Annotated in this window: 15 protein-coding genes; 4 read left to right on the forward strand and 11 right to left on the reverse strand. The window is 71.4% G+C overall.

Annotated elements, in window-relative coordinates; genetic code table 11:
* Positions 1–31: 31 nt before the first annotated feature.
* Together ACFY0U_RS05905 and ACFY0U_RS05910 are read right to left on the reverse strand one after the other, a co-directional pair.
* Positions 32–691 (reverse strand): response regulator, encoded by a 660-nt coding sequence (locus ACFY0U_RS05905; protein WP_388630814.1) that lies wholly within the window; start codon positions 689–691, stop codon positions 32–34.
* Positions 688–1,791: a histidine kinase gene (locus tag ACFY0U_RS05910; protein WP_388630817.1), complete on the reverse strand. Its 1,104-nt coding sequence runs from the start codon at positions 1,789–1,791 to the stop codon at positions 688–690. Before ACFY0U_RS05910 ends, ACFY0U_RS05905 begins: the two co-directional genes overlap by 4 nt.
* A gap of 167 nt (positions 1,792–1,958) precedes the next feature.
* Here ACFY0U_RS05910 and ACFY0U_RS05915 point away from each other — a divergent pair, with 167 nt between their 5' ends.
* Together ACFY0U_RS05915 and ACFY0U_RS05920 are read left to right on the forward strand one after the other, a co-directional pair.
* Positions 1,959–2,963 carry a DNA-binding protein gene (locus ACFY0U_RS05915; protein WP_388630820.1) on the forward strand — a complete coding sequence of 335 codons (1,005 nt, stop codon included), beginning with the start codon at positions 1,959–1,961 and terminating at the stop codon, positions 2,961–2,963.
* Positions 2,964–3,112: 149 nt separating this feature from the next.
* Positions 3,113–3,769, forward strand: a complete 657-nt coding sequence (locus tag ACFY0U_RS05920) for a hypothetical protein (protein ID WP_388630823.1) — start codon at positions 3,113–3,115, stop codon at positions 3,767–3,769.
* A 33-nt stretch (positions 3,770–3,802) separates the two neighbouring features.
* Here the strand turns inward: ACFY0U_RS05920 and ACFY0U_RS05925 are convergent, their stop codons facing one another.
* The 9 genes from ACFY0U_RS05925 to ACFY0U_RS05965 all read right to left on the reverse strand — a co-directional run bounded on the left by ACFY0U_RS05925 (position 3,803) and on the right by ACFY0U_RS05965 (position 14,885).
* The gene (locus ACFY0U_RS05925) at positions 3,803–5,359 is read right to left on the reverse strand and encodes an NCS1 family nucleobase:cation symporter-1 (protein WP_388630826.1); all 1,557 of its coding nucleotides are present in this window, start codon (positions 5,357–5,359) and stop codon (positions 3,803–3,805) included.
* Between the two features lie 165 nt (positions 5,360–5,524).
* Positions 5,525–6,544, reverse strand: a complete 1,020-nt coding sequence (locus ACFY0U_RS05930; protein ID WP_388630830.1) for a TIGR03842 family LLM class F420-dependent oxidoreductase — start codon at positions 6,542–6,544, stop codon at positions 5,525–5,527.
* Positions 6,545–6,555: 11 nt separating this feature from the next.
* On the reverse strand, positions 6,556–7,956 hold the full coding sequence (gene hydA, locus ACFY0U_RS05935) for a dihydropyrimidinase (protein WP_388630833.1): 1,401 nt from the start codon (positions 7,954–7,956) through the stop codon (positions 6,556–6,558).
* A 94-nt stretch (positions 7,957–8,050) separates the two neighbouring features.
* The gene (locus ACFY0U_RS05940) at positions 8,051–8,893 is read right to left on the reverse strand and encodes a nitrilase-related carbon-nitrogen hydrolase (protein ID WP_388630836.1); all 843 of its coding nucleotides are present in this window, start codon (positions 8,891–8,893) and stop codon (positions 8,051–8,053) included.
* Positions 8,894–9,048: 155 nt separating this feature from the next.
* On the reverse strand, positions 9,049–10,596 hold the full coding sequence (locus ACFY0U_RS05945; protein ID WP_388630838.1) for a PucR family transcriptional regulator: 1,548 nt from the start codon (positions 10,594–10,596) through the stop codon (positions 9,049–9,051).
* A gap of 28 nt (positions 10,597–10,624) precedes the next feature.
* Complete coding sequence (locus ACFY0U_RS05950; RefSeq protein ID WP_388630841.1) at positions 10,625–11,914, reverse strand: aspartate aminotransferase family protein; 1,290 nt, start codon at positions 11,912–11,914, stop codon at positions 10,625–10,627.
* The gene (locus tag ACFY0U_RS05955) at positions 11,911–12,753 is read right to left on the reverse strand and encodes a nitrilase-related carbon-nitrogen hydrolase (RefSeq protein WP_388630844.1); all 843 of its coding nucleotides are present in this window, start codon (positions 12,751–12,753) and stop codon (positions 11,911–11,913) included. The genes ACFY0U_RS05950 and ACFY0U_RS05955 overlap by 4 nt, the downstream gene beginning before the upstream one ends.
* Positions 12,754–12,911: 158 nt before the next feature.
* On the reverse strand, positions 12,912–14,498 hold the full coding sequence (locus ACFY0U_RS05960) for a hypothetical protein (protein ID WP_388630847.1): 1,587 nt from the start codon (positions 14,496–14,498) through the stop codon (positions 12,912–12,914).
* Between the two features lie 135 nt (positions 14,499–14,633).
* A complete protein-coding gene (locus ACFY0U_RS05965; protein WP_388630850.1) occupies positions 14,634–14,885 on the reverse strand; it encodes a helix-turn-helix domain-containing protein in 252 nt (83 codons plus the stop codon).
* Between the two features lie 32 nt (positions 14,886–14,917).
* On the opposite strand from ACFY0U_RS05965, the gene map reads away from it, so the two are divergent.
* Positions 14,918–15,691, forward strand: coding sequence for a type I methionyl aminopeptidase (gene map / locus ACFY0U_RS05970; RefSeq protein WP_388630853.1), 774 nt, complete (start codon positions 14,918–14,920; stop codon positions 15,689–15,691).
* Between the two features lie 224 nt (positions 15,692–15,915).
* A complete protein-coding gene (locus ACFY0U_RS05975; RefSeq protein ID WP_388630855.1) occupies positions 15,916–16,461 on the forward strand; it encodes a GNAT family N-acetyltransferase in 546 nt (181 codons plus the stop codon).
* Positions 16,462–16,509: the final 48 nt, after the last annotated feature.

Below are 16,509 nucleotides of genomic sequence, written 5' to 3' on the forward strand. Positions count from 1 at the left end.
CTGATCGGTGCCCGTGCCACGCAACGGGAATTCACTCGCGTGCCCGCACCAGCCCCGACTCGTAGGCGAACACCACCAGTTGGGCCCGGTCCCGGGCCGCCAGTTTCGTCATCGCGCGGCTGACGTGCGTCTTGACCGTGAACGGGCTGATGACCATGTGCGCGGCGATCTCCTCGTTGGTCAGCCCCCGCGCGGCCAGGGCGGTCACCTCGCGTTCGCGCGGGGTGAGGCACTCCAGGCCGGGGGCGGTGGCGCGGTCCGGGGGTCTGGAGACGAACTCGCCGATCAGGGTGCGGGTGACCGACGGCGACAGCAGCGCCTCGCCGCCCGCCACCACGTCGATCGCCTGCAACAGGTCCGCGGGGTCCGTGTCCTTGAGGAGGAAGCCGCTGGCGCCGGCGCGCAGTGCCTCGAAGACATAGCTGTCGAGGCCGTAGTTGGTGAGGATCACCACGCGTACGCCGGTCAGGGCGGGGTCCGCGGCGATGTGGCGCGTGGCTTCAATGCCCGTCATCACCGGCATCTGCACGTCGACCAGCGCGATGTCGGGCACCTCGGCCCGCACCAGCGCCAGGCCCTGTTCCCCGTCGGCCGCCTCGCCGACCACCTCGATGCCGTCCTCGGCGTCCAGCAGGGCCCGGAAGCCGGCCCGCATCAGCGCCTGGTCGTCGACGAGCGCCACCCGGATCATCCGGCCTCCCCCACCGGCAGTTCGGCCCGTACCGCGAAGCCGCCCTCGGTGCGCGGTGCGGCGTGCAGGGTCCCGCCGAGCGCCGTCACGCGCTCCCGCATGCCGGTCAGGCCGATGCCCGGCGCGAACGGCCGGTCCGGGGCGGCGTTCCCGTCGTCCTCCACGGCCACCGTCACCTGGCCCTCCCCGTAGGCGAGCCGCACCCGCACCTTCGCGGGCCCGGCGTGCCGTGCCGCGTTGGTCAGCGCCTCCTGGACCGTGCGGTACACCGCCTTCTCGACCGTCGCGCCCAGCTCGCACTCCTCGCCCGTCACCGTGAGGTCCACCGCGAGTCCGGCGGCTCGCGCACGCTCCACCAGCAGGGCGGGCGTGCCGACGACCTCGTCGGTGCGCAGCACCTCCAGCGTGGAGCGCAGTTCCCGCATGGCCTCGCCGCTCGCCTCCTGGATGGCCAGCAGGGCGGGCGGTATCTCCTCGCCCCGTTTGCGGGCGAGGTGCACGGCGACGCCCGCCTGGAGCTTGACGATCGAGATGCTGTGGGTGAGGGAGTCGTGCAACTCGCGGGCGATCCGCAGGCGTTCCTCGCCGGCCCGGCGCAGCGCCGCCTCCTCACGGGTGCGTTCCGCCTCCAGGGCACGCTGTTCGGTCTGGCGCAGATACGCCTGCCAGTTGCGGTCGGCCAGCCCTGTCACCGCGGCGAAGAGGAACCAGCCCGCGAGCAGCGCCGCGTTCTCCACGATGTCCCGGGTCGCCGGGCCCGTCGCCACGTACGCCGTCAGGTACAGGCCGCTCGCCAGGAGGGCCCAGCCGCGGTGCCCCACCCGTGCCGCCGTGTGCACGGCGGCCAGGACGGGCAGGGCGGCCGGCAGTCCGGGCTGCGCGTGCAGGACGTAGGCGGCGCCGAAGGCGGTCGAGACGGCCAGCACCGCCCGTGGGGCCGCCCGGTAGAAGCCGAGTGCGGCCGAACTCACCGCCACCAGGCCGTAGTCCAGCCATCCCATGTCCCCGTCGAAGGCGACCGTGGTCATCGCCAACGCGCCGACCACGACCGCCAGCGCCGCGTCGGCAAGCCCCTTGTGTGTGACCATGTGCCCGCCCATGTCCGCACAGTAGAGGGCCGTGCCGACACCCGCGTCAGCCCTGTGGACAACTCTGCGCCTACTCCCCTCGCAGTACGCCGAGGGCCCGTCCCGCCCCGCCGGCGCAGCCTCGACTCCCTTCGGACGTACGACGACCGGGGGCCTCCACCCGGCGCACGCTGCTTCCCATGTCCACACCCTTCCGCTACACCGAGCCACCGCCGCCCAAGGCGGCCACCGGTCGCGTCGCCGAGGTCTACGAACAGCTCGCCCGGGAGTTCGGCATCGACGAACCGGTCACCTTCGTGGTCCTGTCCTCCGCCCCCGAACTCCTCGCCCCCGCCTGGGCGTTGATGCGCGAGTCGCTGATCGCGGGCCCCGGCGGCCGCACCGGCAAGGAGCTGGCCGCCCTCGGGGTGTCGCTCGCCAACCGGTGCCCGTTCGGCGTGGACGCGCACACCGTGCTGCTGCACGCCACCGGCGACCACGCCCTGGCCGAGCGCCTCGCGCGCGGGGAGCGGCCCGAGAACGAGGAGCACGCGCGCGTGCTGGAGTGGGGAAAGCTGACCCGCGTACCGGGCGGCCTCGGCCCCGAGCCGTATCCGTTCCCGGACGAGCACGCCCCCGGCTACCTCGGGACCGCGCTCGCCTTCCACTTCATCAACCGGATCGTCTCCGCGCTGGTGACCGAGAACCTGCTGCCGGGCAACGCCCAGCGGTTCCGCGCGGTCCGCAGTCTCGTCGGCCGCACGCTGGCCCGGACCGTACGCCGCCCGGCCCGCCCGGGTGCGGCACTCGCGCTGCTCGATCTGCCCGACCCCGGCGAGTCCCCCGCGTGGGCGGGCGGCACGGCCGTGGGTCCCGCCTACGCGGCGCTGCTGAGGGCGGCCATGACGGGTGGTGCCCTGCTCGACGCCGAGGACCAGGACCTCGTGGAGGAGGTGCTGCTGGACTGGGACGGAGCGCACCCGGCCCTCTCCCCCGACCCCTTCCCCGACCGGCGTGAGCGGCCCGGGGCCCGCCTCGCGCTGCTGGCCGCCCTCGCGCCGTACCGGATCACGGACGAGGACGTGGCCGCCTGGCGCCGTCCCGAACACACGGACCACCGTCTGGTGCGCCTCGTCGCGTACGGGGCGTTCCTGGCGGTCGACCGGATCGAATCGGCGTTCACCCGCAACTCCGTGCGGACATAACGGGACACACGACGCGTCAACACCGGGCCACAGTCACCGCACATGTACGGAGCGAGTTGGCACTTCCGCCCCACAGGGAGTCGTGTGACACTGGCGTCCCGTCCGCAGTTCGGACACCTTCCGCACCGTCCCCCACGGAAAGTGCGCCTGTGCGTTCCCTTCCTCTGCCGCTCGCCCTGACCGCGCGTCTGTCCCCGGTCGTCGTGCTCGCCGCCGCGGGCTGGTCGCTGTCCTCCGCCCCGGCCCCGAGCACCGACGACGACTCCGCGTCGAAGGGCGGCACCACACAGTCCGCCTCGGCCCCCGCGACGGCGGCCGCCTCGAAGGCGTACGCCGCCTCCCCCTCGCCGTGCGGCAGCATCGCCACGAAGACCGTCAAGTCTCTGGTTCCGGGCGCCAAGACGGCCGGCAAGGAGATCCCGTCGACGGACGCGAAGCTGCGCCGCACGTGCTCCTGGAACGCGCTCAAGGGGTACGACTACCGCTGGCTCGACGTGTCCTTCGAGATCACGGACTCGGACGAAGCGGCGCAGAAGTCGTACAAGGAACGCATCGAGGAGAAGAGCGGCGGAGGGGATGTGCCGGGCCTGGGCGACCAGGGCTACTCGGTGGTGAACGTCACCACCGAGGACAAGCAGCAGACCCGCGAGGGCACGGTCATCGTCCAGGCCTCCAACGCCCTGGTGATCGTCACCTACAACGGCAGCGACTTCGAGTCGAAGAAGGCGCCCGACACGGACGTCATCAACAAGGGCGCCATCAAGGCGGCGAAGGACGCGGTGGCGGCACTGGAGGGCGGCCGGTAGAACCGGCCGCCCTCCCGTTGCGGCAACGGCCCGTCAGGCCTTGATGCCCTCCTGCTCCCTGCCCTTCGGCAGCATCAGCGCGAGGTAGAGCACCATCGAGGCGCCCAGGCCCACGGCCCAGCCGTAGTCCGCCAGAGGCTTGAGGAACGGCACCAGTCCGTCGGTCGGGAACGGCCCCGTCTTGGACCCGTCCGCGCCGACCCCCGAGTACGAGCCGCCGACCGCGAGCAGGCCACCGACCACGAAGGCCGCGATCGCCCGCCAGTTCCAGCCGTTGGAGTACCAGTAGCGTCCGCCGGGCGTGTACAGGTCCGCCAGGTGCAGAACCGTCCTGCGCACGATCCAGTAGTCGGCGATGAGGATGCCCGCGACCGTGCCGAGCAGACCGCCGACCACGCCGAGCCAGGTGAAGATGTAGAACTCGGGCGTCGAGATGAGCTTCCACGGGAAGATCAGGATGCCGACGACTCCCGTGATCAGCGCGCCCGTACGGAAGTTGATGAGCTTCGGTGCCAGGTTCGCCAGGTCGTACGCCGGTGAGACCACGTTCGCCGCGATGTTCACGGAGATGGTGGCGATCAGGACGATGAACAGCGCGAAGAGCAGACCGAAGGCGTTGTCCGTCTTGGCGGCCAGCGCGACCGGGTCCCAGACGGCCTCGCCGTAGACGACCTCGGAGCCGGAGGTGACCAGCACGGCGAGGACCGCGAACAACGTCATGGTCGTGGGCAGGCCGAGGGACTGCCCCCAGGTCTGTGCCTTCTGGCTGGCGCCGAAGCGGGTGAAGTCGGGGATGTTGAGCGACAGCGTGGCCCAGAAGCCGATCATGCCCATGAGCGACGGGAAGAAGACCGGCCAGAAGTCCGGGCCCCAGCCCAGCTTGGAGGGCTGGTCGAGCAGCGCGCCGAACCCGTCGGCCTTGACCGCGATCCAGATCAGCAGCACGAACGCGCCGACGATCACCACGGGCGCGGCCCAGTTCTCGAAGTGCCGCAGGAAGTCCATGCCGCGGTAGATGATCGCGATCTGGAGCGCCCAGAAGAGCAGGAAACACAGCCACAGCGGCCACGGGTTGCCGGCGATCTTCCCCGCGTTCTCCCAGTGCCCGCCGGTGAGCTTGGAGCCCAGCGCGAAGATGCCGCTGCCGCCGATCCAGGTCTGGATGCCGAACCAGCCGCACGCCACCGCCGCCCGGATCAGTGCCGGGATGTTGGCGCCGCGCAGACCGAAGGAGGCGCGGGCCAGGACCGGGAAGGGGATGCCGTACTTGGGTCCGGCGTGCCCGGTGGCCAGCATCGGGAGCAGCACGATGATGTTGGCCAGGGCGATCGTGAAGACGGCCTGCTTCCAGTCCATGCCGAGCGCGACCAGGCCCGAGGCCAGGGTCCAGCTGGGGATGCAGTGGGCCATGGAGATCCACAGGGCCGCGAAGTTGTACGTCGTCCACTTGCGCTCGGAGACCGGTACGGGACGCAGGTCCTCGTTGGCGAAGGGACTGTCGGCGGGGTAGGCCCCGGGGCTGAGTTCTATCCGGCCGTCGGGTCCGGCGGACTGGGATATCGGCGACCCCGTGGGGACTGTGTCGGTCATGGGCAGGCCAATCGATGAGAGCGGGACGGGATAGGCCGTGCGGGGGCCTTGGGCGGAGCCGGAGCGGGCAGGTGCTCCGGCCCCGCCACCCCTCTCCGCCCCGGGACGGCGGGGAGGAGAGGGGGGACAAGGTGTGGGGGGTCGGGTGGAACGGGACCGCGGGGGTCAGGCGTTGACGGCGGGGATCACCGTCGAGCCGTAGGCGTCGATGACGGTCTCCTGCGCGTCGTGCATGTCGTAGACGGCGAACTGGTCGACGCCCAGCTCGCGCAGGGCGTTGAGCTTCTCGATGTGCTTCTCGACGGGCCCGATGATGCAGAAGCGGTCGACGATCTCGTCGGGTACGAAGGCGGTGTCGGGGTTGTCGGAGCGGCCGTGGTGGGAGTAGTCGTACCCCTCGCGGGCCTTGATGTAGTCCGTGAGCTCCTGCGGGACCAGGCCGCCGCCGGAGCCGTACTTCGACACCAGGTCGGCCACGTGGTTGCCGACCATCCCGCCGAACCAGCGGCACTGCTCCCGCGCGTGGGCGAGCGCCTCGGGCGAGTCGTCCGCGGTGACGTACGCCGGGGCGGCGACGCAGATCTTGACCTCGGACGGGTCGCGCCCGGCGGCGACGGCCGCGTCCTTGACGGCCTTGACCATGTACTCGGTGAGGTAGAGGTCGGCGAGCTGGAGGATGAAGCCGTCGGCCTCCTCGCCGGTCATCTTCAGCGCCTTGGGGCCGTACGCGGCCATCCAGACGGGGAGTTGGGCGTCCTCCTTGATCCAGGGGAACTTGACGACCGTGCCCCCGAGGTCGGCCTCCTGGCCGGAGCCGAGCGCCTTGATGACCTTCATGGCCTCGCTGATGCGGGCCAGGGTGTTCGGGGTGCGGCCCGCGACGCGCATCGCGGAGTCGCCGCGTCCGATGCCGCAGACCGTGCGGTTGCCGAACATGTCGTTGAGGGTGGCGAACGTGGAGGCGGTGACCTCCCAGGTGCGGGTGCCCGGGTTGGTGACCATGGGGCCGACCGTCAGCTTGGAGGTGTTCGCGAGGATCTGGCTGTAGATCACGAACGGCTCCTGCCAGAGCACGGCGGAGTCGAAGGTCCAGCCGTACGTGAAGCCGTTGCGCTCGGCCCGCTTCATCAGGCTGACGACCTTCGAGGCCGGCGGGTCGGTCTGCAGGACGAGTCCGAAGTCCATGTGCGCCACTCCTAGTTGAGGTACTGACAGGTGGAGCGCGGGGTGTACGTGCCGTGCCCTGCGTGCCCGGTGTACTCCCGCTCGGTGATGACGAGTTCGCCGCGCGACAGGACCGTCTCGACGCGGCCCGTGAGGCGCTTGCCCTCGTACGCCGAGTAGTCGACGTTCATGTGGTGGGTCTCGGCGGAGATGATCTGCTCGGCGTGCGGGTCGTAGATGACGACGTCCGCGTCGGCGCCCGGGGCGATGGTGCCCTTCTTCGGGTACATGCCGAACATCCGGGCCGGGGTGGCGCAGGCGATCTCGATCCAGCGGCGGCGGCTGATGTGCCCGTCCACGACGGCCTGGTGGAGCAGGTCCATACGGTTCTCGACACCCGGCAGACCGTTGGGGATCTTCGAGAAGTCGCCGCGCCCGAGCTCCTTCTGACCCACGAAGCAGAAGGGGCAGTGGTCGGTGGAGACGACCTGGAGGTCGTTGGTCCGCAGGCCCTGCCACAGCTTGGCCTGGTGCTCCTTGGGGCGAAGAGGCGTGCTGCACACGTACTTCGAGCCCTCGAAGTCGGGCTCGGCGAGGTTGTCCGTCGACAGGAACAGGTACTGCGGACAGGTCTCGCCGAAGACGTTCAGGCCCTCGTCGCGCGCTCGCGCCAGCTCGGCCACTGCCTCCATGGCCGAGACGTGCACGACGTACAGGGGCGCTCCGGCGACCTGGGCGAGCTTGATGGCGCGGTGGGTGGCCTCGGCCTCAAGGAGGGCCTTGCGCACCTCCCCGTGGTAGCGCGGGTCGGTCTCACCGCGCGCCAGCGCCTGCTCCACCAGCACGTCGATCGCGATGCCGTTCTCGGCGTGCATCATGATCAGTCCGCCGTTCTCGGCGGAGCGCTGCATGGCGCGCAGGATCTGGCCGTCGTCGGAGTAGAAGACCCCGGGGTAGGCCATGAACTGCTTGAAGGAGGTGACGCCCTCCTCCACCAGCAGGTCCATCTCCTTGAGCGTCTCCTGGTTCACATCGGAGACGATCATGTGGAAGGCGTAGTCGATGGCGCAGTTGCCCTCGGCCTTGGCGTGCCAGGCGTCGAGGCCTTCGCGCAGGGAGTGGCCGACGCTCTGCACGGCGAAGTCGACGATGGTCGTCGTACCGCCCCAGGCCGCCGCCCGGGTGCCGGTCTCGAAGGTGTCGGAGGCGAAGGTGCCGCCGAAGGGCAGCTCCATGTGGGTGTGGGCGTCGACGCCGCCCGGGATGACGTACTTGCCGGTGGCGTCGATGGTCCGCTCGGCGCTCCAGGCCTCGGCGGCCGGGGTGCCGGAGGCGGCGAGGGCGGCGATACGGCCGTCCTCGATCAGGACATCGGCGTGGATCTCGTCGGACGCGGTGATGACGAGGCCACCGCGGATGACGGTACGACTCATGCTCCCTCTCCTTATGACGGACGTTGCTCAAGACTGCTCGGGCCCCGCAGGCCCGACCCCCGTGTACCGGGCCTGCGGGAATGCGCGACGCCGGTCAGGGAGCGGTCAGCGGGGAGTACGCGTCGGGACGGCGGTCGCGGAAGAACTGCCAGCGGTCGCGGACCTCGCGGAGCTTGTTGAGGTCGAGGTCGCGGACCACGAGCTCGGTCTCCTTGTCGGACGCCACCTCGCCCACGAACTGCGCCTCCGGGTCGACGAAGTAGGTCGTCCCGTAGAAGTCGTTGTCGCCGAGCTCCTCGACACCGACCCGGTTGATCGCGCCGACGAAGTACTCGTTGGCGACGGCCGCGGCCGGCTGCTCCAGCTGCCACAGGTAGGCGGACAGACCGCGCGAGGTGGCCGACGGGTTGAAGACGATCTCGGCACCGGCGAGGCCCAACGCCCGCCATCCCTCCGGGAAGTGGCGGTCGTAGCAGATGTACACGCCGATCTTTCCGACCTTGGTGTCGAAGACCGGCCATCCCAGGTTGCCGGGGCGGAAGTAGAACTTCTCCCAGAATCCCGGCACTTGGGGGATGTGGTGCTTGCGGTACTTGCCGAGGTACGAGCCGTCCGCGTCGATCACGGCGGCGGTGTTGTAGAGGACGCCGGGCTGCTCCTCCTCGTACATCGGCAGGATCAGGACGATGCCCAACTCCTTGGCCAGCGCCTGGAATCGCTTGACGATCGGCCCGTCGGGGATCTGCTCGGCGTACTCGTAGAACGCCTTGTCCTGGACCTGGCAGAAGTAGGGCCCGTAGAACAGCTCCTGGAAGCACAGGACCTGAGCACCCTGCGCGGCCGCGTCGCGGGCCGCCTGCTCGTGTACCTGGATCATCGATTCCTTGTCGCCCGTCCACGCGGTCTGGAACAGGGCGGCGCGAATCACTCGGCTCATCGGGACCTCCGGTCGCTCGGTGTGCGAGAAGGCTAGGAAGTCCGAAAGCAGGCTTTGAGTTGCACGGTGTCACGTCTGAGGACGTTCGGCGTGCCACGGTGTCACCCTCTCGTGGGCCCATGTTTCACCGCCGTTTTCCCAGGTCGTGGCATGTTTCAGCCCTGTTGCGCGTCGTGCGCGAGGAGCGCGATGTGCACCGAGGCGGCCTGCTCGAAGTCATCCAGGTCCACGCCGAGCCGCCCCTGTATCGCTTCCAGCCGGCGATACAGCGCGGGCCGGGAGACGTGGTGGAGCTGGGCGGTGCGGGACTTGTTGCGGCCGGTGGCGAGATACGTCCGAAGGACGGCGAGCAGCCCCTCCCCGGTGCCCGAGTCGCACAGCAGCCCGTCCAGTTCCCGCTCCGCGAAGGACTGCACCTGCGGATCGTCGCGCAACAGCCGTATCAGACCGCGCAGATGAACGTCCTTGAGGCGGACGACGGCCGGGAGGTCGAGCGCTCCGGAGGCGACGGCGTCCGCGACATGCTGGGCCTCGCGCATCCCGGCGGGAACGTCGTCCCACGCCGTACGAGGATCGGCGGCCGCCACCACCGTCTGCGGCAGCCGGGCCGCGAAGTTCGCCGTCAGCACCGAGGCGTCCTGGTCCCGGGCCAGACTCAGCAGCACGGCGGTCGCCCCGTCAGCGAGTTCGGCGACGATCCCGGACAGCCCCAACAGCCGTAGCACGCGGTCGAGTTCGGCCGGATCGCCGTCCCGTACGACCAGCGGCACGAAGGTGCGCCGGTTGACGGGCAGTCCGGCCGCCCGCGCCCGCGGCAGCAGCTGCCTGGCCGGTACGACCCCGCTGACCAGGTCGGTCAGCAGGCTCTGCGCGGACTGCTCCTCCCAGGTGTGGGCGGAGTTCCCGGCGAGCATGCGGTGCAGCACGAGCGCCTCGGCGGCCCGGTCGGCGAGCAGCCGCCCGGTGGCGGTGTCCCCGCGGTATCCGCACAGCAGGATCTGTCCCCACCGCTCCCCGCGCCCGCCCAGCTCGGCCCTGATCCAGCCGTCCCCCTCGCTGCCGCCGGCCTGCCGGGCGATGCGCTCCCAGTCCCGCAGCACATCGTCCACGGCCGGCCGCTCCCCCGCCGTGGCGAGGACGCGGTGGGCGAGGTTGGTGACGACGACCGGGCAGGCGCTGTGCCGGGCGACGTCGTCGAGCAGCCGTTGCAGCGGGGCCCCGGCCGTGATGAGTCCGGTGAGACTGGTGCGTACGGCCTCGGAGAGGCTGACGGCGGCGAACTTCCGCCGTACCAGCCGGGACTGCACCTCCTCCGTCAACACCGCGAAGGGGAAGGGCCGGTGGAGGACGACCATGGGCAGCCCGCACCGCTCGGCCGCCCGCCGCATCACGTCCGGCGGGGCCGGGAACGCCCGCCCCAGGCCCAGCACGACCGCGGCCGCCTCCGCACGGTGCAGGGACTGGATGTACTCGGCCTGCGCCCCCTCGTCGCCCGCGAGCAGCACCCCGGTGGTGAGGACCATCTCCCCGCCGGTGAGCATGACGCCGACGTCGGGCGCCTCGGCGACATGCACCCAGCGCACGGCCCGGTCGAGCTGGGCCGCGCCGGCCACCACCTCGGGCTCCCCGGCGAGGACCCGTTCCAGGGTGAGGACCTGGCGGACGGACAGGGCCGGTTCCAGGTGGTCCAAGGTGGTGGTCATGACGGTGTTTCCCTTGCTGAGCGTGGTGCTAGTGGATGCTCCTCAGAGCGTTCTCGAGGATCGCGGCGCCCTCCTCGGCCTCCGCGACGGTCAGGGACAGGGGCGGTGCGACCCGCAGCGCGCTGGTGTTGTGGCCGCCGCCCTTGCCGAGCAGCAGCCCGCCCTCGCGGGCCGCCTCCAGGACGGCGCTCGCCGCGTCCGGGTCGGCCTGGTCGGTGCCGGGCTTGACGAGCTCGATGCCGATCATCAGCCCGCGCCCGCGCACTTCCCGTACGCCGGGAGTCTGCGCGGCGACGGCCCGCAGCCGCTCGATGAGCAGCCCGCCGACGCGCCGGGCGTTGCCCTGGAGGTCGTGTTCCAGGAGGTACGACAGGTTGGCGAGGCCGGCCGCCATGGTGACCTGGGTGCCGCCGAAGGTGGAGATGCTGTTGGCGTCCAGGCAGTTCATGATCTCGGCGCGGGCCACGACCCCGCCGATGGACATGCCGTTGCCGATGCCCTTGGCGAAGGTGAGGATGTCGGGCGGGCCGTTCCGGCCGTGTGCCTGCCAGCCCCAGAAGTGGTCTCCGGTGCGGCCCCAGCCGGTCTGCACCTCGTCGGCGATCCACAGGATGCCGCGCTCGGCGAGCACCTCGCGGAAGGCCGCGTACAGACCGTCCGGCGGTGAGGTGAAGCCGCCGACGCCCTGGATGGGCTCGGCGATCAGGGCGGCGGGCGGGCGGGTGTGGCCGAGCAGGTCGGTCAGGTCGTCGACGCAGGCCGCGATGAACTCGTCGTCGCTGAGGGAGGCGTACGGGCCGCGCGTCCGTACGCCTCCGTGGACGTACAGCGTCTGGAGCGGGGAGAGCGAGGTCGGGGACCAGCCGCGGTTGCCGGTGATGCCGACGGCGCTGAAGGAGCGGCCGTGGTAGCTGTTGCGCATCGCCAGGATCGTGTTGCTGCGGCGGTACGTCGTCGCGAGCATCAGGGCGGTGTCGTTGGCCTCGGTGCCGGAGGTGGTGAAGAAGACACGGGCGTCCGGGATGCCGGACAACTGGCTGATCCTCTCGGCCAGTTCCACCATGGGCCGGTTGAGGTAGAGCGTGGACGAGTGGATGATCCTCCCGGCCTGTTCGCTCACCGCCTTGGTGACCTCGGGCAGCGCGTGCGCGGTCATCGTGGTCAGGATGCCGCCGAAGAAGTCGAGGTACTTGTTGCCCTCGGCGTCCCAGACGTGGCGGCCCTCGCCGTGGGTGATCTCCAGCGGGTCCTGGTAGTAGAGGGCGAGCCAGTCGGGCAGGACGGCCCGGTGGCGGCCCAGCAGGTCCTTGTCGGTCACGGCTGCACCAGCCCTTCGTAGGCGTCGGGCCGTCGGTCCCGGTAGAAGGCCCACTGCTGCCGTACCTCTTCGATGAGGTCGAAGTCGAGGTCCCGGACGAGCAGTTCCTCCTCCTTGTCGCTGGCGGTGTCCCCCACGAACTGGCCGCGCGGGTCCACGAAGTAGGAGGTGCCGTAGAAGTCGTTGTCGCCGTACTCCTCGACGCCGACCCGGTTGATCGCGGCGACGTAGTACTCGTTGGCGACGGCCGCGGCGGGCTGTTCCAGGCGCCAGAGGTAGGAGGAGAGCCCGCGGTGGGTGGCCGACGGGTTGTAGACCAACTGGGCGCCGTTGAGGCCGAGTTGCCGCCAGCCCTCCGGGAAGTGCCGGTCGTAGCAGATGTAGACGCCGACCTTGCCTACGGCGGTGTCGAAGACGGGCCAGCCGACATTGCCCGGCTTGAAGTAGTACTTCTCCCAGAAGCCCTTGACCTGGGGGATGTGGTGCTTGCGGTACTTGCCGAGGAAGGTGCCGTCGGCGTCGATCACGGCCGCGGTGTTGTAGTAGAAGCCGGACTGCTCGACCTCGAAGACCGGCACGACGATGACCATGCCGGTCTCGCGGGCGAGCTCCTGCATACGAACCACGGTCGGTCCGTCGGGCACGGGCTCGGCCCAGCGGTAGTGCTCCGGCTCCTGGACCTGACAGAAGTAGGGGGCGTTGAACACTTCCTGGAACCCGATGATCCTCGCGCCCTGCCGGGCCGCCTCCCGGGCGTGCTCCTCGTGTTTCGCCACCATGGACTCGGTGTCGCCGGTCCAGGTGGCCTGGACCAGAGCGGCACGTACGACGTTGGCCATGAGCTGCTCCTTCGACGGGACCTCAGAGCCTCTACGCCCGTAGATGCAGGCCGTAGAGGGTCGAAAGTAAGCCTCTCCGGGAGCCTTGCCAAGACCATCGTCGTTAACCCGCGGAGTCGATCACGTTTCACACTCTCGTGGGTGATCGGCCGGGCCCGTCAGGCGGTGAAACCGGCGACCCTCAGCGCGTGGACGAGGTCCCAGTGACGCTCCTCCGAGACGCCCCGGGCGGCCTCCAGCAGCAGCGGCACGAGGGTCTGCGGGCCGGGGGCGGCGCTGCGGGCCGCTTCCTCGGGGGTGCGGACCCGGACGTAGGCGTCGAGCAGCGCACGCGTCTCACGGCGGCGGCCCTCGGCGACCAGGCCCAGCACGGCGGCGCCGATCTCCTCGGCGGGCCGGGCCACGCCCTGCCGCAGGATCTGCTCCCCGTCACCGCCGCGCCCGGCCTCGACCAGCGCGTCCGCCGCGGCGACCAGCCGCTCGGCGGGCAGCGAGGCGGCCTCCCACAGCAGGGTCGCCCAGTCGTGCCCGAGCCCGGCACGCTGGAGCTCGCCGGCGAGCCGCGGGAAACGGGCCGCGGGCCAGTAGGCGGCCTCGACGAGCAGCGCGTGGGCCTCGCCGCTGCGCCCCTCCGCGCGCAGCCGCACCAGCGTCTCGACCGTCTCCACGACCTCCCGCCCGGCCCCCTCGTCCACCGGCTCGGCCTGCGGCTCCGGCCGCGCCTCGGGCTCGTCGGCGGCCCCGGCGAACCGGGCGCCGCGCGGAGTACGGCGGGTTCGGGCGGCGGGCGCGGGCAGGGTGGGCACGGCGGTGGGCGGTACGACGACGGGGGCCGTCTCCTCCTCGACGATCCCGGCGAAGCGGGCGCTGCCACGCCGGCGTTTGCGCTGCTTGGGGGTGGGTTCGGGGTCGGGGGATGGCGGCACGTCGACGGTGCCGGTGTCCTCGTACTCATCCGCGGCGGGGCGCCCTGGACCGGCCTCGTCGCGCGTCGCTGCCCACCCGGGTCCATCGGAGACGGCCGGAGTGTCGTGCGAGCCGACGCCCTCCCACCGCGTGTCCTCGCGCCAGCCCGCCGCCTCCGCGGCCGTAGCCGCCTCACGCTGCTGCGGCATGTCCGGGATCCGGTCGCCCCGCTGGTCGGCGTCATCCGCGTCGCCCGGGCCGTACTCGGTCTCGATACGGAACACCCCGCCGATGCGTCCGCGGCGGATCGCGTGGGCCTGGCCTTGTGCCGAGCGGTGGTCCAACTGCTGTATCCGGGAACGGAGTTCCGCGCACCGGACGGTCGCCCGTTCGTGGTCGTCACGGGCCCAGGCGAGGTCGAGGCGGAGGGCGTCGGCCTGTTCCTGGGAGGTGGCGGCGGCCAGCGAACGGCCCAGCTGCGCCTGGCGTTCGGCGGCGTAGCGCTGTTCGCGGAGCATGACGTCGAGCCGGTCGCCGAGGGCGTCGCGGCCGCCGGGCCGGGCGTCGAACGCGGACAGCGCCGCGGCGTGCAGGGCCCGGGCCTGTTCGGCCTCGGCGGTCGCGGCGCCCGGGCCGTACTCGGTGGCCAGATCCTGCAGCAGTGCCTCCACCACGTCCCAGGGCGGCACTTCGAGCCCCTCGAGACAGGCCCGCATGCCGTCAGGGTCGCGCTGCCAGAACACCGCGCACCAGCCGCCGCCCTGGTCCAGGCGCGCCAGCAGACCGTTCAGGTAGTTCGCGAACTCCCGCACCCGACCCGGGAGTTGTTCCACTGCCATCGCACAACTCCCGCCAGACCGGAGTACTCCGGTCCGTAGAAAACACCAGTTGTGTTACGGCGCGGCTACGGAGGCTTTTCGAACCGGGCGCAAAGATCCCCGGCGGGACGATCCGACGCTGTGCGCCCGCCGTCGTCAGACAGGCACCAGCACACACCTCACCACGAGGTCGTCCATGGACAGCCCCAGCACTCCCGCCAGGGCCGCGACCGTGAAGAAGGCGGGCGTGGGCGCCCGGCCGGTCTCGATCTTCCGCAGCGTCTCCGCGGAGATGCCCGCGCGCGCCGCGACGTCGGCCATGCTGCGGCCGCCGCGGGCCTCGCGCAGAAACCGGCCGAGCCGCTCGCCGCGTTCACGCTCTTGTGGGGTCAGTGGGGTGCGCACCATGACACCATTCTAATACCGGTATAGTAATTGGCATGGTGGAGCTGAAGACGGACACATCGATCGACGCCATGTACGAGGCCGGCCAGGTCGTGGGGCGTGCCCTCACGGCCGTGCGCAAGGCCTCCGACGTGGGTGTCTCCCTGCTGGAGCTGGACGAGGTGGCGCACGACGTGCTGCGCGAGGCCGGCGCGACCTCGCCCTTCCTCGGCTACCGGCCCTCCTTCGCGCCGACCGCGTTCCCCGCCGTGCTGTGCGCCTCCGTGAACGACGCGATCGTGCACGGCATCCCGACCCGCTACAAGCTGCGCGACGGCGACCTGGTCTCGATGGACTTCGGCGCCGAACTGGGCGGCTGGGTCGGCGACTCGGCGATCAGTTTCACGGTCGGCACCCCGCGCCCGGCCGACGTACGCCTGATCGAGACGGCGGAGCGGGCGCTGGCCGCCGGTATCGCGGCCGCCGTCGTCGGCAACCGCATCGGCGACATCGCGCACGCGATCGGCACGGTGTGCCGCGAGGGCGGGTACGGCATCCCGGACGGCTTCGGCGGCCACGGCATCGGCCGCCGGATGCACGAGGACCCGGGGGTGCCCAACGAAGGCCGCCCCGGCCGCGGCATGAAGCTGCGCCACGGCATGGTCCTGGCGATCGAGCCGATGCTCATCGGCGGCGGCACGGACGGCTACCACGCGGACGCGGACGGCTGGACCCTGCGCACCAACGACGGTTCACGCGCGGCACACGCCGAGCACACGGTGGCGATCACGGAAGCGGGACCGCGCGTGCTGACGGCGCGCGCGGACTGAGGGGCGGCGGACTGAGGGGCGGCGGATCTGCGGGCGGCGGATCTGCGGGCGGCGGATCCGCGGGGGCGTACAGGTCACCGTGCCCCGCCCCCGACGGCGTACGACCTCACGGCCCCGCCCCCCACGACGTACGGGCCGACTGGCCGCGGACGTCCACAGCCCGTGCGAACCCGCGACCCTCGCAGCCCGTACACCCTTGCCCCGCCCCGGAGTTACCCTGCCCCATGCTGATCGCACGGGGCACCACCGCCGACGCCGACCGTATCGCCGCCCTCCACACGGCCAGCTGGCGCAGCGCGTACGCCGCTCTCCTGCCCGCCGCCTATCTGCACGGTCCGGTGGCCGAGGAGCACCGGGAGACGTGGCGGGGGCGGACGGCCGGGCTCGCCGAGGGTGACACGGACCGGCTGCTGCTGATCGCCGACGAGGGCGGTGAGCTGCACGGTTTCGTGTATCTGTGCACCGCGGCGGACGGCCGTGTGCACGTCGACAACCTGCATGTGCGCCCGGACCGCGTCGGCACCGGCCTCGGCCGGAGCCTGCTGCGTCGCGGCCTCGCGTGGGCGGCCGCCACGCACCCGGGCCGGGACGTCTTCCTGGAGGTGCTGCGGGGCAACGATCGTGCGATCGTGTTCTACGAGCGCCAAGGCGGCCTGCGCACGGCCGAGCGCCCGCTGCGGCTGGCCCCGGACATCGTGGTGGACGAGGTCGAGTACACCTGGCCCGCGGCACAGGTGGGTCGCCCGGGCGAGGACGGGCCAGAGGTGTAACCGGCTTCCACGCGGGTTACCCGACCCCGGCACGTCGATCGGCGAGGG

The organism is Streptomyces sp. NPDC001536, assembly GCF_042894505.1.
Taxonomy (GTDB): domain Bacteria; phylum Actinomycetota; class Actinomycetes; order Streptomycetales; family Streptomycetaceae; genus Streptomyces.

Coding starts and splice junctions, on each gene's coding strand:
- ACFY0U_RS05965 (WP_388630850.1), bottom strand. CDS start 14,885: ATGGTGCGCACCCCACTGACCCCACAAGAGCGTGAACGCGGCGAGCGG.
- ACFY0U_RS05960 (WP_388630847.1), bottom strand. CDS start 14,498: ATGGCAGTGGAACAACTCCCGGGTCGGGTGCGGGAGTTCGCGAACTAC.
- ACFY0U_RS05940 (WP_388630836.1), bottom strand. CDS start 8,893: ATGAGCCGAGTGATTCGCGCCGCCCTGTTCCAGACCGCGTGGACGGGC.
- ACFY0U_RS05945 (WP_388630838.1), bottom strand. CDS start 10,596: ATGACCACCACCTTGGACCACCTGGAACCGGCCCTGTCCGTCCGCCAG.
- ACFY0U_RS05915 (WP_388630820.1), top strand. CDS start 1,959: ATGTCCACACCCTTCCGCTACACCGAGCCACCGCCGCCCAAGGCGGCC.
- map (WP_388630853.1), top strand. CDS start 14,918: ATGGTGGAGCTGAAGACGGACACATCGATCGACGCCATGTACGAGGCC.
- ACFY0U_RS05955 (WP_388630844.1), bottom strand. CDS start 12,753: ATGGCCAACGTCGTACGTGCCGCTCTGGTCCAGGCCACCTGGACCGGC.
- ACFY0U_RS05930 (WP_388630830.1), bottom strand. CDS start 6,544: ATGGACTTCGGACTCGTCCTGCAGACCGACCCGCCGGCCTCGAAGGTC.
- ACFY0U_RS05975 (WP_388630855.1), top strand. CDS start 15,916: ATGCTGATCGCACGGGGCACCACCGCCGACGCCGACCGTATCGCCGCC.
- hydA (WP_388630833.1), bottom strand. CDS start 7,956: ATGAGTCGTACCGTCATCCGCGGTGGCCTCGTCATCACCGCGTCCGAC.
- ACFY0U_RS05910 (WP_388630817.1), bottom strand. CDS start 1,791: ATGGGCGGGCACATGGTCACACACAAGGGGCTTGCCGACGCGGCGCTG.
- ACFY0U_RS05905 (WP_388630814.1), bottom strand. CDS start 691: ATGATCCGGGTGGCGCTCGTCGACGACCAGGCGCTGATGCGGGCCGGC.
- ACFY0U_RS05925 (WP_388630826.1), bottom strand. CDS start 5,359: ATGACCGACACAGTCCCCACGGGGTCGCCGATATCCCAGTCCGCCGGA.